The following is a 21,069-nucleotide window of genomic DNA, read 5'->3' on the forward strand; positions in this document are numbered from 1 at the left end:
GGATCAGAAGAACGGGAGGCCGCTCATGACCAAGGAAAGCACCTACACGGCGAACCTGCCGGATGCGGACGGCATCTATCACTACACGACCGAGGAAGACCAAATCTGGAGCGAGCTTTATCAGCGCCAGATGACGCTGCTCGCCGACAAAGCCTGCCGGGAATATCTGGACGGCGTGAAGACGCTCGGATTGAAGCCGGACAAGGTTCCGCAGCTTCGCGACGTCAACCGGCGCCTCAATGAAACCACCGGCTTCGGCGTGGAAGGGGTGCCAGCCCTCATCCCGCCGTCGCGCTTCTATGAATTGCTGTCGCAGGGCAGGTTTCCACTGGCGACGTTCATCCGCCGCCGCGAACACATCGACTACATCGAGGAGCCGGATATCTTCCACGAGGTCTTCGGCCATTGTCCGCTGCTGACCAACCAGAGCTACGCCAATTTCGTGCGCCGCTTCGGCGAGAAGGCTGTCGGCCTCGGAAAGGGATATTCTTGGCATCTGTTCCGGATTTTCTGGTTCACGGTGGAATTCGGCCTGATCAAAACGTCGCAGGGACGCCGCTGCTTCGGCGCCGGCATTGTCTCCTCGCCCAGCGAGACGCGGGCGGCGATGGAGGGCAAGGCATGCGAGTTCCGGCCCTTCGACCTGAAGACCGTGCTGAGGACGCCATACCGGATCGACATCGTCCAGCCAATCTACTACGTGATTGACAGCTTTTCGCAGCTGGAGTCGATCATCGAAGAAGATATCGGCGCCCGCATCAACGAGGCCAAGGCGCTCGGCGACTTTCCGCCGACATTCGAAGCCAAGGCGTCCTGAGAGGCCGGAATCTCGCTTCCTTCGAGCTTGCCTTGTCGGCTCTGATTGTCCAACGTCGCGCCAAGCTATAATGGAGGGACGCCATGGCACAGAAGTCGATCGATCACGCCTTTACGGCAACCAGCCTCACTTCGACGGCCACCGATCCGACCTTTGCCGGCGCGCTTTCGTTCATGCGGCGGCGGTTCACGAAGGATCTCGTGGGCGCCGACGCTGTTGTCTGGGGCGTCCCTTTTGACGCAGCAACCTCCAACAGACCGGGAACGCGCTTCGGGCCGCAGGCGATCCGCCGCGCCTCGGCAATCTTCGACAACGATCCGCAGTATCCCTTCAATCGCGAGATTTTCGCCGAGATGGCGGTGATCGACTACGGCGACTGCTTGCTCGACTACGGCAATCACCAAGAGACGCCGGCGGCCATCGAGCGGCAGGCAAACACAATTCTCGACAGCGGCGCCTTCATGCTGACGCTCGGCGGCGATCACTATGTCACATGGCCGATCGTGAAAGCGCATGCCGCCAGGCACGGACCGCTGGCGCTGGTGCAGTTCGACGCACATCAGGATACCTGGCTCGACGACGACCGGCGGATCGACCACGGCTCCTTCGTGGCGCGCGCCGTTCGCGACGGCATCATCGATGCCGGCCGCTCCATCCAGATCGGCATCCGCACCCACGCGCCGGAGGATTTCGGCATCCGGATTCTCTACGGCCACCAGGTCGAAGAGATGAGCGCCGCCGAGATCGCTTCGATAGTGATCTCGCACACGAATGGCGCTCCAGTCTATCTGACCTTCGATATCGACTGCCTCGATCCGGCCTATGCGCCGGGCACTGGCACGCCGGTTGCCGGCGGGCCGTCGAGCGCCAAGATTCTTTCGGTCCTGCAGCGCCTGCACCAGCTCGATATCCGCGGCGCGGACGTGGTCGAGGTCTCGCCGCCCTACGATCACGCAGATATCAGCGCCATTGCGGGGGCGACAGTCGCGATGTATATGCTGGGGCTCCGCGCCGAGAGGCGCGCGGCGGCACGCTGAGGTCGTTATCAATCTGACTCAACTTCATGGCACATTGATCCGGAAGCAATCCGAACTCATTGAAAGCGCAGGATTATCATGGCACCGAAAATCTTCATCGATGGCGAACACGGCACGACGGGTCTGCAGATCCGCACGCGCATGGCCGGCCGGCGTGATGTCGAGCTTTTGTCCATTCCGGAAGCCGAACGCCGCAATGCCGCAATGCGCGAGGACATGCTGAACAGCGCGGATATAGCCATCCTCTGCCTGCCCGACGATGCGTCGAAGGAAGCCGTTCAGATGGTTTCGGCGAACAACAATACGCGCGTCATCGACACGTCGACCGCCTTCCGCGTCAATCCTGGCTGGGCCTACGGGTTTGCCGAAATGGACAAGGAGCAGGCCGGTAAGATCAGGGCCGCCCGCTTCGTCGCCAATCCGGGCTGCTATCCGACGGGCGCCATCGGCCTCATCCGGCCGCTGCGTGCCGCCGGCATCCTGCCGGACGGCTATCCGGTCACCGTCAACGCGGTCTCCGGCTATACCGGAGGCGGCAAGCAGATGATCGCGCAGATCGAAGACCAAAGCCGCGAAGACGCGATCACCGCGCCGCATTTCCTTTACGGCCTGCCGCTGACCCACAAGCATGTGCCGGAAATGAAAATCCATGGTCTGCTCGACCGCGCGCCGATCTTCTCGCCTTCCGTCGGCAAGTTCCCGCAAGGCATGATCGTGCAGGTGCCGCTCTATCTCGACGATCTCCCGGGTGACGTGACGCTAGAGAGCATCCATGCGGCGCTGACGGCCCATTATGCCGGCCAGGACATCGTCACGGTCGTGCCGCTCGAGAAAAGCCGCACGCTTCCCCGCATTGATGCCGTCGAGCTTGCCGGCAAGGACACGATGAAGCTCTTCGTGTTCGGAACGCCCGGCGCGGGCCAGATCAACCTCGTCGCCCTGCTCGACAATCTCGGCAAGGGGGCCTCGGGCGCAGCCGTCCAGAACATGGACCTGATGCTCGCCTCGTAAACCGTCCGGAGCCCCGCCGACATGCCGAACGATACGCTTCGGCGGGCGTTGCCGAATAGTTTCCGCAGCGCTGTCAGAGGATGGTATCCTTGCGTTGATCTTTTTGGCCTTCGTTGCCGGGCTCGCGCGCGGCTTTCGGGCCTCGGGGCGGCGCTGATCTTCATTCCGCTCGGCGAAGCGACCGTCGGCCGGAAGCTGATTCCGCCCGTTTTGCTGCTCATTGACGGACTTGCGACGCTCGGCATGATTCCACCTGCCTGGCACAGCGGCAACCGGCGCGAGGTGTTCGCGATGGCGGCCGGCGCAGCGCTCGGCGTTCCTGCGGGCACAGTCGCACTTGCGCTGATGTGATGCTCCGCTGGATCATCACCGTCATCCCCATCTCACTGCTGGCACCGCTCGTATCCGGCTGGCGCTACCACGGCGAGCCGCGCGCCGCTCAGTGCCGGGGTCGGCCTCACCAGCGGCGCGGCACAGCTCGGCGACCCGCCGGTCGTTGCGTATTGGGCCGGCGGCAAGAGCGACTTCACCCCTGTCCGGGCGAATGTCATCCTCTACTTCGCGATCTCCACCCGATTCAGCGCGATCAGCTATTATGCCGGAGGGCTTTTCGTCCAGGCCGTCTTCGCGCTGACGCTCGTCGTTCTGCCGGGCTATGCGCTCGGCCTCTATGACGGCTCGAAGCTATTCGGATTGGTAAGGAGAGCACCTTCCGGCTGATCTGCTATCTGCTCATCGCCGCGGCCGCCATCATCGGCATGCCGGCGCTCGACGGGATTTTGCAGTAAGCGCCCAACGCCACCTCCTGCTCAGTCTCTTTCGGCAACTATCGTGTCGCGCGGAAACTCGCCGTAGAAGGCGCGCCAGTTGGCGACGGCGAAGCCCAGGACGACGAGGGCACCGGCCTGGTGCAGAAGACCCCAATGAAGCGGGACCTGCAGGAGGAGTGTGGCGATGCCGATTGCGGCCTGCAGCGCGACGAGCGCGAAGAGGACGACGGCGCGGCGGGCGTGGGTGGTTTGAGGGGCTGCGCGGAGCGCGATCACCATGTTGATCAACGCGAGCGCGAAGAGCGCGTAGGCGCCGGCGCGATGGATGAACTGTACGGTCTTCGGGTTTTCAAAGAAGTTGATCCAGGCGGGCTGCTGGATAAGAAGATCGGACGGGATGATCGCGCCATCCATCAGCGGCCAGGTGTTGTAGGTGAAGCCTGCATCGAGGCCGGCAACCAGCGCGCCGAGATAGATCTGGAAGAGCGAGAGGGCTGCGATTATCGCAGCCCATGTCCGCGAGCTTGCGGTGGGCGCGGCGTCATCCGAATGGGGAGAAAGGCCCCGCATGATCCACATGCAGGCCGCAAAGATCAGACAGGCCATGACGAGGTGCGTCGCCAGGCGATACTGGCTGACATCGGTGCGGACCGAAAGACCGGAAGAGACCATCCACCAGCCGATGAAGCCCTGCAGGCCGCCGAGCGCCAGGATGCCGATGAGCGGCCAGCGCAGATGCCGTTCGACCATGCCCGCCACCCAGAAATAGGCAAGCGGCAAAGCAAAAATGACGCCGATCCCGCGGGCGATCAGCCGATGCGCCCATTCCCACCAGAAGATGGTCTTGAAATCCTCGACGGTCATGTCGCTATTCAACTGCTGGAATTCGGGGATGCGCTGGTAGAGCTTGAACTCTTCCTCCCATTCGGCGGCAGTGAGCGGCGGAACGATCCCATGGATCGGCTTCCATTCGGTGATCGAGAGGCCGGAATTGGTAAGCCGCGTCGCGCCGCCGACGAGGACGAGACTGACGAGCGCGAGAAGCACGAAACCAAGCCACATGCGGAGCGCGCGGCGGTTCCTGTCCAGCCTGTGGACCTCGCTCAAGATCGCCTGTTCCGTGGTCGAGTTTGCGACAGCCATGATTGCTCCTTCTTTCCGGCAGTTGATTTGCCCCACCGGCTCATGCAAAACAAGCCCCGAAGCTTTGCGGCATGCCGTCGCGCCGCTCCATACGTTCCGGAAAGAGAATTCATGCCCGTCCGCTTGCGCAAATTCATCGGCACGATCCTCATCGTCGTTCTCGTGATTCTTTATGCGCTTTTGGCGAACACGATCGCCGTCGCGACGCTCGCGGAATCCCCGTGGTGGGTCCACCTTCTCTATTTCTCGCTGACGGGCCTTCTCTGGGTTCTACCAGCTATGCTGATCATCAGATGGATGGCCGGCCCGCCGCCGAAGTGAGTGCCGTTAACGCCGGAATAACCGTGATCCGCGGAAAAGACGACCTCCCCTCTTGCATTTAAGCCAAATGAAGGCACTCGCCCTTTATGTTTCCGGCCAAGCCATCTTGACCGGAGAAGACCCGTGCAGACGCAAAAGCTCGATGCCCATCAACCGCCGCTCGACGAAGCGGCGAAAGCCGACACCAGCATCGCAAGCATTCACTCACTTGGTGCGAAGCTCGCCGTCGCAGAACTCGATGTCACGGTCTTCGACACGATGGCGCCGCTGGAAAAGGATTGGCGCGCGCTGGAGCGGAACAATCTGACATCGCTCCATCAGGCCTATGACTGGTGTCACAGCTGGGTCAGCGCCTACAGACGGCCGCTCGCCATTTTGCGGGGCGTCTGCGGGCTAGAGACGGCCTTTATCCTGCCGGTTGAAATCGAACGCGTCCATGGCGTGCGGATCGCGAAATTCATCGGTGCCGATCACAGCAATATCAATACGGGGCTTTTCTCGGAGCATGTTCTCCACGGCAGCGGTGATCTCGACGCGCATCGGTTCGCCAAGAGCCTTCGCCACGCCCTCCGCGGCAAGGCCGATATGCTGCTGCTGCAGAACGTCCCGCTGGAATGGCGCGGCCGGAGGAACCCGCTCGGCCTGCTGCCGGTGGTGCAGAACCAGAACCACGCCTATCAGCTGCCGCTGCTTGAAGACTTCGAGGCGACCCTCAAGCAATTGAACGCCAAGAGCCGCCGGAAGAAGTTTCGGGTGCAATCGAAGCGGCTCGAGGCCATTGGCGGCTTCGACTATGTCGCAGGCGGGATGGCCGACGAGCAGCACGCCTTTCTTGAGCAGTTCTTTGCGCAGAAAGCCGAGCGCTTCAAGGCACTCGGGCTGCTTGACGTCTTTGCGGATGCGGATACGCGGGCTTTCCTCCATGGCCTGATCGATATTCGCAACGGCGATGATTTCGGGCTGCAGATGCACGCGATCCGCCTCAAGGGCGAGAATGAAGGCCATATCGCCGCGTTGTCCGGCATTTCGCGCAAGGGCGATCACGTGGTCTGCCAATTCAGCTCGATCGACGAGAGCCTGGCGGCCGATGCAAGCCCGGGCGAATTCCTCTTTTGGCAGATGATTTCCGGCCTGCATGGGAAGGGCACCGCGCTCTTCGATTTCGGCCTCGGCGACCAGGTCTACAAGCGCTCCTGGGCACCGATCGAAACGGATCACCACGACGTCATACTGCCGGTCTCTGCTATCGGACGCATCGCCGGGATTGCACACCGGATGATCACGCGGAGCAAGGCCTATATCAAGGCCCGCCCGGATCTCTATAAATTCGCACAGCGCATCCGGGCAAAGATCGGCGCCTGATCAGGCGGCGTGGCGTCGGAGGTCGTCCGCGATGGCCTCGCCGCCGGACATCAGCACGACTCGCTGATAGCCCGCCTTCTCGAACTCCGTCATCGCGAAGACGAATTCCTCTTCGATCACCTCCGGCATCGAAAGGATGATCTCGACATCCTTGCTGCGCGTGAGGCGGGAGACGCCGGCAACATCCGCTGCGCCGCACTCGACGATCACGAGGTCGTAGGCAGAGGACAATGCATCGAGCAGCAGCGAAAGCCGGTCTGCGCCGCGCATCGCCTGACGGATATCGCTGGTGCCTTGCGGGATCAGGTGCGCGTCGGAGTGCCGATCGCCATGGATCGTTTCACCGAAGGCGGCAGCACCGCAGAGCAGATCGGTGACGCCCGGCGCGTTCAGATCCTCAGCCATCAGCTCGGTCGGATAGCCGGAACCGGTCATGTCGACCAGAACCACGCGCCGGCCGGCATCGGTCAGCGTGCGGGCAAGTGTAACGGTTGCCGCGGAGCCATCATCACCGGTTGGCGATATCGCGACGGCGAGCGTTGCCCGGCTGCTCGTCAGGTAGTCCGCGACGGAGCTGATCGAGAATTCGTTTTCTTCTTGCAGAGCTGCATGCGGTTCTGCGGAAGCCTCCTCCGCAGGCTCCTCCTCCACCGGTGCCGAAAGCATGCTGGGCTTGACGTCACGCCTGGCTTTCGGCGCCGCGGCGGCCTGCCTGCCTTCCTCGATCGGCGCGGCGGCGGGCTCGACGCTGCCGACGACCGGGCGCAAGGCCCGGCCGCTGAAGAGCTCAGCGAGCATTATGACGATCGCGCTCGTGATCAGTGTCGCGATGGCGGCAACGGCAACGATCGGCACGACTTTCGGGAAATACGGATCGACTGGCTCGATGGCGCTCGAGACGATGCGCGCATCCGCCGGGCTTGAATTGCTGTCGGCGCGGGAAGCGGCTTCCCGGTAGCGCGCGAGGTAGGTTTCGAGCAGCTGGCGCTGGGCGTTCGCCTCGCGCTGCAGCGCGTTGAGGCCGACCTCGTCCTCGCCCGCCTGGGCACTGTTTGCCTGCAACGTGCCGGACTGGCGCTCGAGTTCGGCGGCCCGAAGACCGGCGACCTTCGCCTCGCTCTCGATGCCGGCCAGGATCTTCTGCGTCTCCTGGCGGATCTGCGTCTTGATGTCGGCAAGCTGCGCACGCAGGCTCTTCAGCCTCGGATGGTTGTTGAGCAGCGACGTGCTGAGATCGGAAATCTGCGACTGGAGGCCGGATTCGGTGGCCTTCAGGCGCTGCATGGATTGCGACGCCATGATGTCCGGCAGCGTATCCGACGCCTCGCCGGAGGCAAGGGCGTTGCGGACGGACTGGGCGCGTGCCTCCGCATTTGCCTTCTCGCCGCGCACGCGGGTCAGCTCGGCTGAGATATCATTGAGCTGCTGCTGCGGAAAATTGCTGCCGCCGTTCGTTGGCAGGAGGCCGTGCTTGGCCCGGTATTCGGCAACCTTTTGCTCGGCCTCGCTCACCTTCCGGCGGAGGCTGTCGATTTCCGGCTCGAGCCAGCGGGTGGCTTCGGAGTTCGTATCGAGTTTGGCGCCGCTCTGCGTCGCGAGATAGACATTCGCCATGGCATTCGGGATGCGCGCGGCAACCTTCGGGTCTTTCGACGTGAAGGTGATGCCGATGACGCGCGAACCCGGAACCTGGTAAACCTGGAGACGTTCCATGAACGCGTCGATCACCCGCTCTTCCGGCGGATTTTCGAGCGGGTTCTTCTTGATTTGCAGCGCCACGAGGATATCGCTCAGGGCCGAGCCGTTGGCGGCATTGTCGAACTCGGGCAGCTCGTAGAGCTTCTCGCTGTTGATGACCTGCTTGATGATATCGGCGGACTGCAGGAGCTGAACCTGGCTTGCAATGTTCAACTCGTCGAGCAGCGGCCCGGCATTACCGTCGTTCGGCCGCGTATTGGCGAAGGCCGGTGCGCGCTGCTCAATCAGCAGACGCGTTTCGGCACGGTATTTCGGCGAGATCATCTTGGCGCCGGCAAAGGCAACCCCTGCCCCGATCAGCGTGATCGCGAGAACCTTTAGCCGGCGCGTCCAGACTGCTCGCGCGAGCTGGCCAAGGTCGATGTCCACATCCTGATTACCCGCTACGCCGGACATACTCGTACTCCAAGAACAAACATGGCGCGAAGTGTAAACGACTATAGTAACCCGACGGTTAATGTTGCCTGGCACAAGCAAAGCAAAGCGTGACCGGGCGAAGAGCAAAAAATCCGACGCATTTTTACCGGCCATTAACCCTAACGGATCGATAACGGCAGCATCGAGTTCGTTTCCTGTGAGCATAACGCGGATGCTTTTCGCCCAGCCCAAGACGCTTCTGGCTCTGAGCCTTGTCGCAATGACGGCGGCATTGAGCGGCTGCAACACCTATAAGCCAGCGCCGAGAGCTTTCAACCAGGCCACCATCCAGCCCTATGCGCTCGACAGCGGCGACCGCCTGCGCATCACCGTTTTTGATCAGCCGAGCATGACCAATACCTATATGGTCGATCAGGCCGGCTACATCGCCTTCCCGCTCGTCGGACAGGTGCCTGCGCGCGGACGCACGCTGCAGCAGCTTTCCGGCCAGATCGCCCAAAAACTGCAGCAGGGTTATCTGCGCGACCCCGACGTGACGATCGATGTCGACCGCTACCGTTCCATCTTCATCATGGGCGAAGTCGGCCAGCCGGGCCAGTATTCCTATGTGCCGGGCATGACGGTGCAGAACGCGATCGCCGTTGCCGGCGGCTTCACCTCCCGCGCCAATCAGGGCACGGTCGACGTCACCCGCAAGATCAACGGCCAAGTACTGACCGGACGCGTCAACATTTCATCCTCGATCATCGCCGGCGACACGATCTATGTCCGCGAACGGCTGTTCTGATCGCTGATGGCTGAACAGCGACCTCTCCGCATACTCCATTGTTTCAGGTCCCCCGTTGGCGGGATATTTCGCCATGTTCGCGATTTGGTGGAAGAACACAGCAAGGCGGGACATGAGGTCGGCATCCTCTGCGACAGTTCCACCGGGGGCGAGCACGAGGACCGGCTGTTCGACGATATCCGTCCCTACCTCTCGCTCGGGCTGACGCGCATACCGATCCGGCGCTCCGTCGCGCTCTCCGATATCGGAGTGATATGGGACACATACAACAAAATCAAAAGTTTGCGGCCGGACGTGCTGCACGGACACGGCGCCAAGGGCGGCGTGCTCGCGCGGCTTGTCGGCTCAGCCTTGCGGGTGAACAGGTATCGCGTAGCCCGCCTCTATACCGCCCATGGCGGAAGCCTGCACTATTCCCGCTCGTCGCTCACCGGACAGTTCATTCTGCGGATGGAGCGGCTGCAGGAATATTTCACCGATGCCCTCGTTTTCATCTGCGAATACGAGCGCGACACCTATGCAAAGAAGGTCGGACGGCCGAGGCCCATGACGCGGCTGATCTACAACGGGATCGGAGAGCGGGATTTTCAGATCATCCCCACACGATCCGACGCCGTGCATTTCATCTATGTCGGCATGCTCCGAGACCTCAAGGGTCCCGATCTGTTTGTGGACGCATTTGCCAAAACCGAACGGCTGATCGGACGGCCCCTCTCGGCGCTGATGATCGGCGACGGGCCGGATCGCGAGAAATACCGCGACATGATGGTCGAACGCGGCCTCGGCAAGCGTATCGGCATGCTGCCGCCCATGCGTGTGCAGGAAGCCTTCGGGATGTCGCAGAACCTGGTGGTGCCATCCCGCGCCGAAGCCATGCCCTACATCATCCTCGAAGGACTCGGCGCCGGAAAGACCGTCATCGCCAGCCGCGTCGGCGGCATCCCGGAAGTGCTCGGCGGGAACAGTCCCGCTCTCGTCGCACCTGACAACGCGGATGACCTTGCCCGCGTCATGGCCGAAGCGCTGACGACACCCGGCTGGCATCATGCCGTGATGCCTTCGATCGACTCGGTGAAATCCGTTTTTTCCGCTGCCGTGATGGCAAGAGATGTCCTGAAACTGTACCACACGCTCGTCGAGGGGGCGCCGACCTCCGAAACCTATGAGGCATCCGTAAATCTTTCTTAGGGCCTTTCTGCTAATGCCGTTTGAGACAACGAGCGGCTGAAGCCCATGAACAAAGCAGAGAAAAGCGATCAGTTCGACGTGGAAGCCCTGCGCAAGCGGGTCTCCGCGGCCAACGCAGACGGCGGCGACCAGGAAACGCCGGGACAAATCAACCCTTATGCCCGGCAGATCGCCGAACAGTTCCGCGAGGGAACGCGTTCGCCGTCGATGGTCATCGGCCAGCTGCGCCTCTTCGAATTCGTCTCGCAATTCACAATCGGGCTGCTCGCCTTCCTGATCTGGCCCGGCGACGGTAGCGAAAGCCTTGCTGCACGCGCGGGCATGGCAGCCGCCGTGGCGGCGCTGGGCGTTGTGGCGCTGCAGCTTGCGGATACCTATTCCATTCCGGCGCTCAGAGCCCGCATTCGCCTACTGCCGCGCATCCTCAGTGCCTGGGCAGCCGCCTTTACCGGAACGGAAGTGATCTTTTCGCTCTTCCGCGATCTCCCATGGTCGCAGATAAACCTGCATATCGCCTGGTTCTCGCTTGCCTCGCTCTTCCTGCTTGGGTCGCGCTTCCTGGTCGCCTACGGCATCCGCAACTGGGCGCGCAACGGCGTCATGGAGCGCCGCGCCGTGATCGTCGGCGGCGGCGAACCTGCCAAGGATCTGATCCGCATCCTCGAGCAACAGGCCGACAACGACATCCGCATATGCGGCATCTTCGATGATCGGGGCGAGAAGCGCTCGCCGGTCATGGTCGCCGGCTATCCGAAGCTCGGCACGGTTGCCGAGCTGGTCGAATTCGTGCGGCTCACCCGGATCGACATGCTGATCATCGCGCTGCCGCTCAGCGCCGAGGCCCGTATCCTGCAGCTCCTGAAGAAACTCTGGATCCTGCCGGTCGACATTCGCCTTGCTGCCCATGCCAACCGGCTGCGGTTCCGGCCGCGTGCCTATTCCCACGTCGGCTCCGTGCCGATGCTCGACATTTTCAAGAAGCCGATCCGCGATTGGGATTCCGTCGCCAAGCGCGGCTTCGACATCTTCTTCGCATCGCTTGCCCTTGCCCTGCTCTGGCCGGTGATGATCCTCACCGCCATCGCAATCAAGCTGACGTCCAAGGGGCCTGTCTTCTTCATGCAGAAGCGGCATGGCTTCAATAACGAGGTCATTAACGTCTTCAAGTTCCGCTCGATGTACACCAGCATGAGCGATTACAACGCCAAGACAGTGGTGACCAAGGGCGATCCCCGCGTGACGCCGGTCGGCCGCTTCATCCGCAAATCCTCGATCGATGAATTGCCGCAACTATTCAATGTGCTAAAGGGCGATCTGTCGCTCGTCGGTCCCCGGCCTCACGCCGTCCTGGCGCAGACGAAGGATCGCGCCTGGGGCGATATCGTGGAAGGCTATTTCGCACGCCATCGCGTCAAGCCCGGCGTGACCGGCTGGGCGCAGATCAACGGCTGGCGCGGCGAGATCGACAATGACGACAAGATCAAATTCCGCACGGCCTACGACCTCTACTATATCGAGAACTGGTCGCTCTGGTTCGATCTCAAGATATTGTTCCTGACGCCGATCCGGCTGCTCAACACGGAAAACGCCTATTGAGCGCGGTCGAGGCGACACAGTTCCGCGTCGCCCAGCCGCAGCGCGCCGCACTGCGCCTCATTGGCTCGGCGATGGTCGCCTTCGGCGTCTTCCTCGCCGGCTTCGTGATTAATGAGCCCGCGCCTTACGAACTGTGGATGGCGGGGCTTGTCGGTATCTGGTTCATCCTCGGCCTTCGCATCTCGCGCTACACCGCGGTGCTTCTGACCCTACTCCTCACCTTCAATGTCGGCGGCATGCTGTCGCTAACCCAAATGAAGGATATGACCGGCGGGCCGATGTATGTCGCTGTCTCGACCTTCCTGGCCCTGACCTCGGTGTTCTATGCGGCAATCATCGAAGACAGCGCCAAACGGCTGCCGCTGATGTTCAATGCCTGGGTCTTTGCCGCCGTCATCACCTCGTTGCTCGGTATCCTCGGCTATTTCCATGCCTTTCCCGGCGCCGAAGTCTTCACGCTCTACGACCGTGCGAAGGGCGCATTCCAGGATCCGAACGTCTTCGGGCCGTTCCTCGTCGCCCCTTCCCTCTACCTCATCCATGGCATTCTGACGCGCGACCTGAAGACCTCGCCGTTGCGCGCCGCCGCACTGCTGATCCTAGCGCTCGGCGTGTTCCTGTCCTTCTCGCGCGCCGCCTGGGGTCTCTTCCTGCTCGCCGTCGCGCTGCTCATATTCATGATGCTGCTGAAGGAGCGAAGCGGCGCCTTCCGGCTGCGCATCCTCGTCCTCTCGCTGATGGCGATGGTCCTGATGGTCTCAGCGCTTTTGATCGCCCTGCAGTTTCCGCAGGTCAGCGATCTTTTCAGCGCACGCGCGCAACTCGTCCAGGAATATGACGGCGCCTATCTCGGCCGTTTCGACCGCCACCGCATCGGCTTCCAGATGATGATGGAAAGGCCGCTCGGCATCGGGCCGATGGTGTTCGGCACGATCTTTCCGGAAGACGAGCACAATATCTGGCTGAAGACGCTGACAACCTATGGCTGGCTCGGCTTCGTCTCCTACGTGTCGATGCTCGTGTGGACGCTTTGCCTTGGCTTCAAGAGCCTCCTCAGGGACCGGCCATGGCAGCCTTACCTGATGATCGCCTGGATCTGCATCATCGGCCATGCGGCGGTCGGCAACGTCATCGACATCGACCATTGGCGGCATGTCTATCTTCTCCTCGGCATCGTCTGGGGATGCGCTGCGCTCGAACACCGCCACCGACAGAATTTCACGGCCCCGGGCGCAGCCTAAATACTTGAGAACGGCGGCATTCGCGCTAAACTTCCAAACATGATCACAGGAATGCAGATACGCGGCGCGCGCGCCATGACCGGGATGAGCATCGATGAGCTTGCCGCTGCGTCTGGCCTGACGCCGGAAGCGATAGAGGCACTCGAAGACGGCGACGGGACGGGCGAGCCCCGCGCCTTTCTGGCCGCCAAGCACGCGCTGGAAGCAGCCGGCGTGATCTTCATCGCAAGCGGCAATCAGGACGAAGGCGGTCCCGGCGTGCGGCTGCGGGCGCGCACGTCAAGCGACGATGGCATCCGCCCCGAAAACCTCAACGCCGCCAACGACGATTGATAGTTGCCGCATTTCCGTCGATGAGAAGTGAGGGCTAGAGATAAGCCTGCGCAAGCGCGGCGAGTTTTGTGCTGTCCTTGGCGCCCTGGCGATAGAGCTGGATGATCAGCGCGCCGAGATGTTCGGCTTCGGGCGTGTTACGGCTCAGCCCCCTCGCCTCGCAGACAATATCGAGCACTCCGGAAATCACATCCAGATCCTCCGAAAAGAGCGGCAAATCACGGGGATGAAAAGGTGTATTGAGCATCGAGCCGCACTTCCCATGAGGGCGAAAGCACAACCGCATCATTCGCCAGCCGCCCATCCATGGCCGACGATATAGACAGTATGCACGCCGATTTCCGGCTTGGCAACTGGAACAAATGTCTCGAGGTTCGAGGTGGGTTGTTGGCGTGACGGCACTTGTGCTCGCACCCCCCTGACTGCCGTTTGCCTACTTTATTTCGCACGCCAATCGAGCTTATGCTTTCCTGCATAAAGCAGAGCACCATCTACCGTTGCGCGCGAAAGACGCGCAACATTGAAAACGTTACGCCGTTACGCGGCAAAACATTTGAAGGCCGGCAATGATGAAAATTCGGTGGACGATTTTGGTGGCTGCACTCGCGTTATCTGGCTGCTCCAGCGGCTCCGAAGGAATTGAGCCGATACGCGGGAGCATCACATATGGCGGCCAGCCACAGGCCCGACTTAGCAAATCGCCGCCCGGCTCCGTTCTTCCCCACCAGTTTATCGACCCGACCGGCCGATGGGTGGAGGAGACCTACATCATTCAGGCAGACAGAAGCCTCAAGCTCGTCAGACGACGTGATGTGGTCGACAGCGCCGACTGAGCAGCCAGTGATCCTCAAGGAAGGGCCGGCCCCCGCAGGAAGCCGGCCTCCTTTTCGACAGCGCCCCGTTACTTGTTGCCGCACAATTCAGCCGTATCAGTCTGGTCGTCACCGCGGCCAGGAGAGGTCCGTGCCTTGTCGTACGCAGAGCAATTGCTTTCCATGGAGCCACCTGGCGTCGTGGTTATGCTGCCGGTTGGATTGGGATCAACCCTGGCAGGCGGATTGTTATCTTGGCCAAAGGGGTAGTCTTCCGCTTCGGGCACCATTGGCGGCGAAGTCGTTGAGCCGGCCGGGGCGCCCTGGCTCTGGGCATAGGAAACCGATGTTGCCATGCCAAGGGCCAAAATCGATGCTGCTAAAAGTTTCATACGCATAGGGTCCTCCAGTGTTGCGTGGGTGACGGAGGCTAACCCTGAGGGGGACGGACTTGTTCCGGAAAAAACCGGCATAACGCGATAACAGATCATCACGGTTTCGCGAGCGGCCGGTTTTCTTCCGGCTTTGCTCCATGACGAGGTCATGGTCAAGTTTTGACTGAGATTTCAAGGGGATAAATGGTCGGGGCGACTGGATTCGAACCAGCGACCCCTTGACCCCCAGTCAAGTGCGCTACCGGGCTGCGCTACGCCCCGACCTGCCGAAACGGCTTGTTTCGTTTAGTTTTTCGCGGCGTCCAATGCAAGCGGAAAAAGCCGTTCTCCGCGCAAAAAGCCGATATCCCACTCAGGCTCCGACGATTCCGATTCCGCTGCCGCCGATTGTCTTCACGGTCCATGCCTCGTAGTCCGCGATCGAGAAATGCGGCGTTTCGAAGGGTGTGGCATGTGTTGCGGTAATGACGGTGACATCGGCTCCTGCACCTTCTCCTGCAAGTATGCCCGCAACCGCATCTTCGAAGACCAGGCAGCGCTTTGGATCGACTCCCAGGCGGCTGGCGCCGAGCAGATAGCATTCCGGGCTGGGTTTGCCTGCCGAAACCTCCTCGCCGGTGACGATGACCTTCGGCATCGGGATGCCGGCGGCAGCCATGCGGCGCTTGGCGAGTTCGATCGGGGCCGACGTGACAATCGCCCACCTATCGAAGGGAATGTTGTTTAGAAAGCGGATTGCGCCGGGGATCTGTATGATGCCTTCGACATCTTCCATTTCCTCGGCCAGCAGCTTATCCGCCTCGTATTTCGGATCCACACCGGGGAGCGCCAGCTGACGGATGACGTCGCTGGCGCGGATGCCGTGTATCGTCTTCAGGAAGACTTCCGGCTCGAGGCCGTGATCCTTTGCCCATTCGCTCCATACGCGCTCGACGACCGCTATGGAGTTGAGCAGCGTGCCATCCATGTCGAAGAGGAACGCATCATAGGCTTTGCCGGGTACATTGGGAGAAGACACAGGGAATTCCTTGCGAAATGGACTTTGGAAGCAGAAAGGCGGACGCAGATCAGGATTGTCCCTTCTGTTTCTCCTGACGGTTCTCGTCGCACGAGTCCGCTCATGCGATCCTCTCTACACAGATGCCGGCAGCTTTGCCAAGGTCAGTGCAGAGGCAGCAGCAGGCGGCGGTGACCTTTTCCGGAACAACGGACCCGTGGGGGCGTTTTTTTATCAAGGCTGGGTAAGGAAAGGAGGTTTGTCCTATGCGCAAGACCATGCTGGCCACGACCGCCGCCGTGCTGACGGCCTGCTCCGCTGCCTTCGCGCAGGGTACGGTTGTCATCGACCCCGCCCCTACGGGTTCCATCGTGTTGCCGGGCGAAGTTCGCACCTATGTGATGGAGCAGCAGGTGCCTTCTGTCGTCTATGAGGGCGATGTCGTCGTCGGAACGACACTTCCGGAAACGGTCGAAATCCATGAGGTCCCGAATGTCGACGGCTATGCTTATACCGTCGTCAACAATCGCAGAGTGATCGTCGAACCTCAGACGCACCGCGTCATTGAAATCCTCGAGTGATCGGATCAGGCGTGAATCCGCCCGCTCGCGGAGGCGAGGCTCGAACGCAATCTTCTACCGCACTTGATCCAGGAGGCGCTTGCATTCCAGAAGATCGTAGAGCGCCTCCTGCAGAAGTGCCCTGTCCTCCTTGCTGACGCTCGATTTGCCGATCGAGACTTCCGCCTGATCGTCGTCGCCGGCAACGAAATTGAAGAAGCGGCGGGTAATCGGCGGCTTGGCGCGGCCGACCAATTGATCCTCCTCCGCAATGCCGACGCGCGGCTCACCCGGAGCGCTGTCCCTGCCACCCGAGGCAAGTGCCTCGACGCTGGCAAGATCACCCTGCGCAACAGCGACGACGAACTTGTTGCCGTTGGTCTTCAAGAGCTTCTGAACGCCCTTGATCGTATAGCCGTGGTCGTAAAGAAGATGCCGGATGCCCTTCAGCAGATCCACGTCTTCCGGCCGGTAATAGCGGCGCCCGCCGCCCCTCTTCATCGGCTTTATCTGCGGAAAGCGTGTTTCCCAGAAACGCAGAACGTGTTGCGGCAGATCGAGGTCGTCAGCGACTTCGCTGATTGTTCGGAAAGCATCGGGGCTCTTGTCCAAGGTCGTACTCCCTACGCGATCACCGGCGGCGGTTCAAACCGCGACTCATCATATTTCAACGGTTTGCGGCGTCGAATTCAAGTCACGTCTTCGCATAGCCCACAAGTCGGAAGCGCGATTGAAGAAAAAATGATCGGGAGATAGCAATCAGGGACAGGTGCAAACCTATCTCTTTGCATCCTTACATGGCCGGATTTGCGGGCTTCTGCTTGACCTTGCGCAGCGTATGCGCCTTGAGAATACGGGTCTTCAGGACATTCGAAGCCTTGAAGGTCATTACCCGACGGGGCGAGATCGGCACTTCTTCGCCCGTCTTGGGATTGCGGCCGATGCGCTCGTTCTTATCGCGGACCTGGAAGGTGGCGAAGGAGGAAAGCTTGACGGTTTCGCCACGGACGATCGCATTGCAGATTTCGTCGAGCACGGTCTCTACGAGTTCGGCAGATTCGGTCCTGGAGAGACCGACCTTCCGGAAAACCGATTCCGCCAGGTCTGCTCGCGTCACTGTCTTTCCGGTCATGGTCTCCCCGCCAATTCTACAAAATATTTTTTAAAAGCGAGCAAAGACTATTTGTCTTGCGCCTTACGGTCAAGCTCTTGTTCGTCGCCAGTTTTTTGCGATTCTTCGCCGTCACCAGCGCAGCAGCATGGCACCCCAGGTGAAGCCGCCGCCCATCGCCTCCAGCATCACCAGATCGCCCTTCTTGATGCGTCCGTCGCCTGCGGCAGTGGCAAGTGCGAGCGGGATCGAGGCGGCTGATGTGTTGCCGTGCAGGTCGACGGTGATGACGACCTTCTCGGGAGCGATATGCAGCTTCTTGGCGGAGCCGTCGATGATACGGCGGTTCGCCTGGTGCGGCACGAGCCAGTCGAGGTCTTCGGCGGTCGTTCCCGTCGAATCGAACGCGGCCTGGATCACGTCGGTGATCATGCCGACGGCATATTTGAAGACCTCGCGGCCTTCCATGCGCAGCTTGCCGACGGTGCCGGTGGTGGACGGGCCGCCATCGACGAAGAGTTTCTCCTTGTGCGATCCATCGGAGCGAAGATGCGCCGTCAGGATGCCGCGGTCAGCCGTCGTTCCTTCACCTTCGGCAGCCTCGAGCACAATCGCGCCGGCACCGTCGCCGAAGAGCACGCAGGTCGTGCGGTCGTTCCAATCAAGGATGCGGGAGAAGGTTTCCGCGCCGATCACGAGGGCACGCTTGGCAAGGCCGCCGCGGATATAGGCGTCCGCCGTCGTCACGGCATAGACGAAACCGGTGCAGACGGCCTGAACGTCGAAAGCAAAGCCGTGGTGCATGCCGAGGCGGTTCTGAATATTGACCGCCGTCGCCGGGAAGGTGTTGTCGGGCGTTGAGGTGGCGCAGATGATGAGATCGATATCGGCAGACGTCAGGCCGGCCTTGTCGAGCGCCGCACGCGCAGCCTGCTCGCCGAGCGAGGACGTCGTTTCGCCGTCGCCTGCGATGTATCGCTGGCGGATGCCGGTGCGCTGGACGATCCACTCGTCCGACGTATCGACGACATCTTCCATCTCGCGATTGGTCATTACGCGCTTCGGGAGTGCGGCTCCGAACCCGCGAACCACTGAACGGATCATTCTGCTAAAACCCTGTCGCTCATGCAGCTTCCGGCCCCATCGGGGGCAGCCGCTTGGCATGATATTTCTTGAGATCGTTTTCTATTTTCTGATTAAGGCCATTCTTGGCCATGTCATAGCCGACCTCGATGGCTGCGGCGATGCCGTCTGCATCGGCGCCGCCATGGCTCTTGATGACGATGCCGTTGAGACCAAGGAATACGCCGCCATTGACCTTGCTAGGGTCCATCTTTTCGCGAAGCATGTCGAAGGCGCTCTTGGCGAAGAGATAGCCGATCCTAGCAAGTAGCGTGCGCGACATCGCGGCACGCAGGTATTCGGCGATCTGCTTTGCCGTACCTTCTGCCGCCTTCAGGGCGATATTGCCCGAGAAACCTTCGGTCACGACGACATCGACGGTGCCCTTGCCGATGTCATTGCCTTCGACGAAACCGGAATATTCGAGCGAATCGATATGGGCCTCGCGAAGCAGCCGGCCTGCCTCCTTGACCTCCTCCTGGCCCTTCACCTCTTCGACGCCGACGTTCAGCAAGCCCACCGTCGGACGTTCGAGTTCGAAAAGCGCGCGCGCCATCGCACCGCCCATCAGAGCGAAATCCATCAACTGCTGAGAATCAGCGCCGATCGTGGCGCCGACATCGAGAACGATGCTCTCGCCCCGAAGCGTCGGCCAGATGGCCGCAATCGCCGGGCGCTCGATATTGGCCATCGTGCGCAGACAGAACTTTGCCATGGCCATCAGCGCGCCGGTATTTCCCGCGGAAACGGCGACATCGGCGTCGCCCTTCTTCACGGCCTCGATGGAGCGCCACATGGTGGAAACATAGCGGCCGCGGCGCAGCGCCTGGCTCGGCTTCTCGTCCATGCGAACGGCAAGTTCGCAATCGTGGAAGACAGACTTTTCCCTGACCTTCGGAAACTTGGCGAGAACCGGATCGCACTGCTCTTTCAGTCCAAAAAAGACGAAGGAGATATCCGGATGCCTTTCCAAAGCTTTCGCGGCACCGGGGATGACAACTTGGGGACCAAAGTCGCCACCCATGAGGTCGAGAGATATTCTTATCACGCGTCCCTGATCCTTTTCTTTCGCCTGAGGGGAGCGAAAATTTCGGCCAAAATACCGGTTTTCCTATCGCTTACAACTGAATTGTATCAAATACTCAACGGGTTTTCAGTCCTTCTTCCAATCCTTGAGCACCGCAAAGGCAGAAGGCTTCTTGTCGTTTTCGCCGGTATCCTCGATATGGCCGGTAAACTCGACACCCTGCTTGCGGGGATAGGGATCGATCGCCAGCGCGGCGAATTCCATCACCACCTCACCCGCGTCGATCGTGTCGCCGCAGAAGGTCTCCGGCAGGTCCGGCCCGTCGGGATCGAGAATCATTTCGCCGGCCTCGCTGGCCGGAGGTCGGGCGAGTTTCGAATTTTCGGGCACGAATATCTGATCGAACTGCTCGTCAATATCAGCCGGCACCGGCTCGAGCGTCACCACGCAGGCCTGAACGATCTTTGCCTGTACCCTGCCCTTCACGCGGATGCCATCCTTCTTCCAGCGATTGATCTGCAGGTCCGCACGCAGATCGTCGACGGACAGGACGTTCCAGTTTTCGGCAAGCGCCTTCCGCTCCTTCTCGTCCGCTTCGAGATGCACCTCGACGGGGTTCGCGGAGATATGGCCGACCTTGACGAGGTAAGAAAACGGAATGTCGTCGTTGCGGTGCTTCATGGCGTCCTCCTTACGCTGTCTGTGGCAGCGTCGCTGAGCCGGTGGCGATCCGGTCTTCGGACTGGGCCGACAGGTCGGCTTCGGCATCAAACATCCAGTTGGCAAGCCTTGCCATATCGTAAGCGCCGGCGGCTTGCGGATGGATGTTGCGGTTAAGGGCTGCGGCAAGGGCCGCGCGGTCGCCGGCATCCATTGCCGCCGAATAGGATTCGAGCCGTCCATAGAACATGCCGGCAAGCTTCTTCATGCGTTTCGGCACACCATTGTCGCTGATGCCGAGTTCGCGGATCGAATGGTCGATATCCTCAAAGAAGGCATCGACGATCTCCTGGGCGATTTCCTGTCCGCTGGTTCCGGAAGAGCGTGTGCGGCGGAAGAAGAGGATCATCACCAGCGACAGCATCTCGAAGCGGCCCATCACGGTGTCCGGAACATGCATGGTCTCATAGAATTCCGGCATGCGGGCTGCTGCGGTCAGTACCGAATACTGCCGCTCGACGATCACCTGATTATTGTTTTTCTTGCGAAAGAGCCCGAGGATCATTGTTTCTTCCGGAAAAGCCTCATTCTTCACGCGGAGTTGCGTGGGTCGTGTTGCATGATTTCGAAAGCTGGTTTACCG

General features: G+C 61.0%; 22 protein-coding genes, 1 tRNA gene and 2 pseudogenes. 13 read left to right on the forward strand and 12 right to left on the reverse strand.

Features of this window, described 5'->3' with window-relative positions; genetic code table 11:
- Positions 1 to 25 precede the first annotated feature (25 nt).
- From N2599_RS10775 to N2599_RS10790, 4 genes and pseudogenes are all read left to right on the forward strand, one after another.
- Positions 26 to 817, forward strand: a complete 792-nt coding sequence (locus N2599_RS10775; protein WP_027508508.1) for a phenylalanine 4-monooxygenase — start codon at positions 26 to 28, stop codon at positions 815 to 817.
- Positions 818 to 900: 83 nt separating this feature from the next.
- A complete protein-coding gene (gene speB, locus N2599_RS10780) occupies positions 901 to 1,854 on the forward strand; it encodes an agmatinase (RefSeq protein WP_027508507.1) in 954 nt (317 codons plus the stop codon).
- Positions 1,855 to 1,932: 78 nt separating this feature from the next.
- On the forward strand, positions 1,933 to 2,865 hold the full coding sequence (gene argC / locus N2599_RS10785) for an N-acetyl-gamma-glutamyl-phosphate reductase (protein WP_027508506.1): 933 nt from the start codon (positions 1,933 to 1,935) through the stop codon (positions 2,863 to 2,865).
- Between the two features lie 31 nt (positions 2,866 to 2,896).
- Positions 2,897 to 3,653: pseudogene (locus N2599_RS10790) on the forward strand (TSUP family transporter).
- A gap of 21 nt (positions 3,654 to 3,674) precedes the next feature.
- Here the strand turns inward: N2599_RS10790 and N2599_RS10795 are convergent.
- Entirely contained in the window at positions 3,675 to 4,778 is a 1,104-nt protein-coding gene (locus tag N2599_RS10795) for a COX15/CtaA family protein (protein ID WP_027508504.1), read from the reverse strand.
- A 111-nt stretch (positions 4,779 to 4,889) separates the two neighbouring features.
- On the opposite strand from N2599_RS10795, the gene N2599_RS10800 reads away from it, so the two are divergent.
- Positions 4,890 to 5,099 (forward strand): DUF2842 domain-containing protein, encoded by a 210-nt coding sequence (locus N2599_RS10800; protein WP_027508503.1) that lies wholly within the window; start codon positions 4,890 to 4,892, stop codon positions 5,097 to 5,099.
- A gap of 123 nt (positions 5,100 to 5,222) precedes the next feature.
- Positions 5,223 to 6,461 carry a GNAT family N-acetyltransferase gene (locus N2599_RS10805; protein ID WP_027508502.1) on the forward strand — a complete coding sequence of 413 codons (1,239 nt, stop codon included), beginning with the start codon at positions 5,223 to 5,225 and terminating at the stop codon, positions 6,459 to 6,461.
- Here the strand turns inward: N2599_RS10805 and N2599_RS10810 are convergent, their stop codons facing one another.
- Complete coding sequence (locus tag N2599_RS10810) at positions 6,462 to 8,615, reverse strand: GumC family protein (protein WP_027508501.1); 2,154 nt, start codon at positions 8,613 to 8,615, stop codon at positions 6,462 to 6,464.
- A gap of 193 nt (positions 8,616 to 8,808) precedes the next feature.
- Here N2599_RS10810 and N2599_RS10815 point away from each other — a divergent pair, with 193 nt between their 5' ends.
- From N2599_RS10815 to N2599_RS10835, 5 genes are read left to right on the forward strand one after another with little or no spacing between them, the layout of a single operon-like run.
- On the forward strand, positions 8,809 to 9,384 hold the full coding sequence (locus tag N2599_RS10815; protein WP_027508500.1) for a polysaccharide biosynthesis/export family protein: 576 nt from the start codon (positions 8,809 to 8,811) through the stop codon (positions 9,382 to 9,384).
- Positions 9,385 to 9,390: 6 nt separating this feature from the next.
- The gene (locus N2599_RS10820; protein ID WP_027508499.1) at positions 9,391 to 10,572 is read left to right on the forward strand and encodes a glycosyltransferase; all 1,182 of its coding nucleotides are present in this window, start codon (positions 9,391 to 9,393) and stop codon (positions 10,570 to 10,572) included.
- Between the two features lie 45 nt (positions 10,573 to 10,617).
- Positions 10,618 to 12,168 (forward strand): undecaprenyl-phosphate glucose phosphotransferase, encoded by a 1,551-nt coding sequence (locus N2599_RS10825; protein WP_027508498.1) that lies wholly within the window; start codon positions 10,618 to 10,620, stop codon positions 12,166 to 12,168.
- Positions 12,165 to 13,409 carry an O-antigen ligase family protein gene (locus N2599_RS10830; protein WP_027508497.1) on the forward strand — a complete coding sequence of 415 codons (1,245 nt, stop codon included), beginning with the start codon at positions 12,165 to 12,167 and terminating at the stop codon, positions 13,407 to 13,409. Before N2599_RS10825 ends, N2599_RS10830 begins: the two co-directional genes overlap by 4 nt.
- A gap of 39 nt (positions 13,410 to 13,448) precedes the next feature.
- Positions 13,449 to 13,742, forward strand: coding sequence for a helix-turn-helix domain-containing protein (locus tag N2599_RS10835; protein ID WP_027508496.1), 294 nt, complete (start codon positions 13,449 to 13,451; stop codon positions 13,740 to 13,742).
- A 34-nt stretch (positions 13,743 to 13,776) separates the two neighbouring features.
- Here N2599_RS10835 and N2599_RS10840 read toward each other — a convergent pair whose 3' ends face one another.
- Positions 13,777 to 13,989, reverse strand: a complete 213-nt coding sequence (locus tag N2599_RS10840; RefSeq protein ID WP_027508495.1) for a hypothetical protein — start codon at positions 13,987 to 13,989, stop codon at positions 13,777 to 13,779.
- A gap of 322 nt (positions 13,990 to 14,311) precedes the next feature.
- Between N2599_RS10840 and N2599_RS10845 the strand changes: the two genes are divergently transcribed.
- A complete protein-coding gene (locus N2599_RS10845; RefSeq protein WP_027508494.1) occupies positions 14,312 to 14,575 on the forward strand; it encodes a membrane protein in 264 nt (87 codons plus the stop codon).
- Between the two features lie 68 nt (positions 14,576 to 14,643).
- Here the strand turns inward: N2599_RS10845 and N2599_RS10850 are convergent, their stop codons facing one another.
- The 3 genes from N2599_RS10850 to N2599_RS10860 all read right to left on the reverse strand — a co-directional run bounded on the left by N2599_RS10850 (position 14,644) and on the right by N2599_RS10860 (position 15,916).
- Complete coding sequence (locus N2599_RS10850) at positions 14,644 to 14,952, reverse strand: hypothetical protein (RefSeq protein WP_027508493.1); 309 nt, start codon at positions 14,950 to 14,952, stop codon at positions 14,644 to 14,646.
- A gap of 181 nt (positions 14,953 to 15,133) precedes the next feature.
- A tRNA-Pro gene (locus tag N2599_RS10855) sits at positions 15,134 to 15,210 on the reverse strand.
- A gap of 91 nt (positions 15,211 to 15,301) precedes the next feature.
- Entirely contained in the window at positions 15,302 to 15,916 is a 615-nt protein-coding gene (locus N2599_RS10860) for an HAD family hydrolase (protein ID WP_051336469.1), read from the reverse strand.
- Between the two features lie 296 nt (positions 15,917 to 16,212).
- Here N2599_RS10860 and N2599_RS10865 point away from each other — a divergent pair, with 296 nt between their 5' ends.
- Positions 16,213 to 16,527 carry a DUF1236 domain-containing protein gene (locus N2599_RS10865; RefSeq protein WP_027508492.1) on the forward strand — a complete coding sequence of 105 codons (315 nt, stop codon included), beginning with the start codon at positions 16,213 to 16,215 and terminating at the stop codon, positions 16,525 to 16,527.
- 54 nt (positions 16,528 to 16,581) lie between these two features.
- Here N2599_RS10865 and N2599_RS10870 read toward each other — a convergent pair whose 3' ends face one another.
- The 6 genes and pseudogenes from N2599_RS10870 to N2599_RS10895 all read right to left on the reverse strand — a co-directional run bounded on the left by N2599_RS10870 (position 16,582) and on the right by N2599_RS10895 (position 21,047).
- The gene (locus tag N2599_RS10870; protein ID WP_027508491.1) at positions 16,582 to 17,118 is read right to left on the reverse strand and encodes a MerR family transcriptional regulator; all 537 of its coding nucleotides are present in this window, start codon (positions 17,116 to 17,118) and stop codon (positions 16,582 to 16,584) included.
- A 181-nt stretch (positions 17,119 to 17,299) separates the two neighbouring features.
- Entirely contained in the window at positions 17,300 to 17,638 is a 339-nt protein-coding gene (locus N2599_RS10875; protein WP_022714764.1) for an integration host factor subunit alpha, read from the reverse strand.
- Between the two features lie 111 nt (positions 17,639 to 17,749).
- Positions 17,750 to 18,721 (reverse strand): beta-ketoacyl-ACP synthase III, encoded by a 972-nt coding sequence (locus N2599_RS10880; protein WP_027508490.1) that lies wholly within the window; start codon positions 18,719 to 18,721, stop codon positions 17,750 to 17,752.
- 19 nt (positions 18,722 to 18,740) lie between these two features.
- Positions 18,741 to 19,787, reverse strand: a complete 1,047-nt coding sequence (gene plsX / locus N2599_RS10885; RefSeq protein ID WP_027508489.1) for a phosphate acyltransferase PlsX — start codon at positions 19,785 to 19,787, stop codon at positions 18,741 to 18,743.
- 105 nt (positions 19,788 to 19,892) lie between these two features.
- Complete coding sequence (locus tag N2599_RS10890) at positions 19,893 to 20,447, reverse strand: YceD family protein (RefSeq protein WP_027508488.1); 555 nt, start codon at positions 20,445 to 20,447, stop codon at positions 19,893 to 19,895.
- A gap of 10 nt (positions 20,448 to 20,457) precedes the next feature.
- Positions 20,458 to 21,047: pseudogene (locus tag N2599_RS10895) on the reverse strand (ubiquinol-cytochrome C chaperone family protein).
- Positions 21,048 to 21,069 lie beyond the last annotated feature (22 nt).

This window comes from Rhizobium sullae, assembly GCF_025200715.1.
GTDB lineage: Bacteria > Pseudomonadota > Alphaproteobacteria > Rhizobiales > Rhizobiaceae > Rhizobium > Rhizobium sullae.

Excerpts from the sequence above, each read along its gene's own strand:
- N2599_RS10800 (WP_027508503.1), top strand. The coding sequence starts at position 4,890 with ATGCCCGTCCGCTTGCGCAAATTCATCGGCACGATCCTCATCGTCGTT.
- N2599_RS10810 (WP_027508501.1), bottom strand. The coding sequence starts at position 8,615 with ATGTCCGGCGTAGCGGGTAATCAGGATGTGGACATCGACCTTGGCCAG.
- N2599_RS10795 (WP_027508504.1), bottom strand. The coding sequence starts at position 4,778 with ATGGCTGTCGCAAACTCGACCACGGAACAGGCGATCTTGAGCGAGGTC.
- N2599_RS10880 (WP_027508490.1), bottom strand. The coding sequence starts at position 18,721 with ATGATCCGTTCAGTGGTTCGCGGGTTCGGAGCCGCACTCCCGAAGCGC.
- N2599_RS10820 (WP_027508499.1), top strand. The coding sequence starts at position 9,391 with ATGGCTGAACAGCGACCTCTCCGCATACTCCATTGTTTCAGGTCCCCC.
- N2599_RS10850 (WP_027508493.1), bottom strand. The coding sequence starts at position 14,952 with ATGCGTATGAAACTTTTAGCAGCATCGATTTTGGCCCTTGGCATGGCA.
- N2599_RS10845 (WP_027508494.1), top strand. The coding sequence starts at position 14,312 with ATGAAAATTCGGTGGACGATTTTGGTGGCTGCACTCGCGTTATCTGGC.
- speB (WP_027508507.1), top strand. The coding sequence starts at position 901 with ATGGCACAGAAGTCGATCGATCACGCCTTTACGGCAACCAGCCTCACT.
- N2599_RS10775 (WP_027508508.1), top strand. The coding sequence starts at position 26 with ATGACCAAGGAAAGCACCTACACGGCGAACCTGCCGGATGCGGACGGC.
- N2599_RS10840 (WP_027508495.1), bottom strand. The coding sequence starts at position 13,989 with ATGCTCAATACACCTTTTCATCCCCGTGATTTGCCGCTCTTTTCGGAG.
- N2599_RS10875 (WP_022714764.1), bottom strand. The coding sequence starts at position 17,638 with ATGACCGGAAAGACAGTGACGCGAGCAGACCTGGCGGAATCGGTTTTC.
- N2599_RS10890 (WP_027508488.1), bottom strand. The coding sequence starts at position 20,447 with ATGAAGCACCGCAACGACGACATTCCGTTTTCTTACCTCGTCAAGGTC.
- N2599_RS10825 (WP_027508498.1), top strand. The coding sequence starts at position 10,618 with ATGAACAAAGCAGAGAAAAGCGATCAGTTCGACGTGGAAGCCCTGCGC.
- N2599_RS10860 (WP_051336469.1), bottom strand. The coding sequence starts at position 15,916 with ATGGATGGCACGCTGCTCAACTCCATAGCGGTCGTCGAGCGCGTATGG.
- N2599_RS10815 (WP_027508500.1), top strand. The coding sequence starts at position 8,809 with ATGCTTTTCGCCCAGCCCAAGACGCTTCTGGCTCTGAGCCTTGTCGCA.
- N2599_RS10865 (WP_027508492.1), top strand. The coding sequence starts at position 16,213 with ATGCGCAAGACCATGCTGGCCACGACCGCCGCCGTGCTGACGGCCTGC.
- argC (WP_027508506.1), top strand. The coding sequence starts at position 1,933 with ATGGCACCGAAAATCTTCATCGATGGCGAACACGGCACGACGGGTCTG.
- N2599_RS10835 (WP_027508496.1), top strand. The coding sequence starts at position 13,449 with ATGATCACAGGAATGCAGATACGCGGCGCGCGCGCCATGACCGGGATG.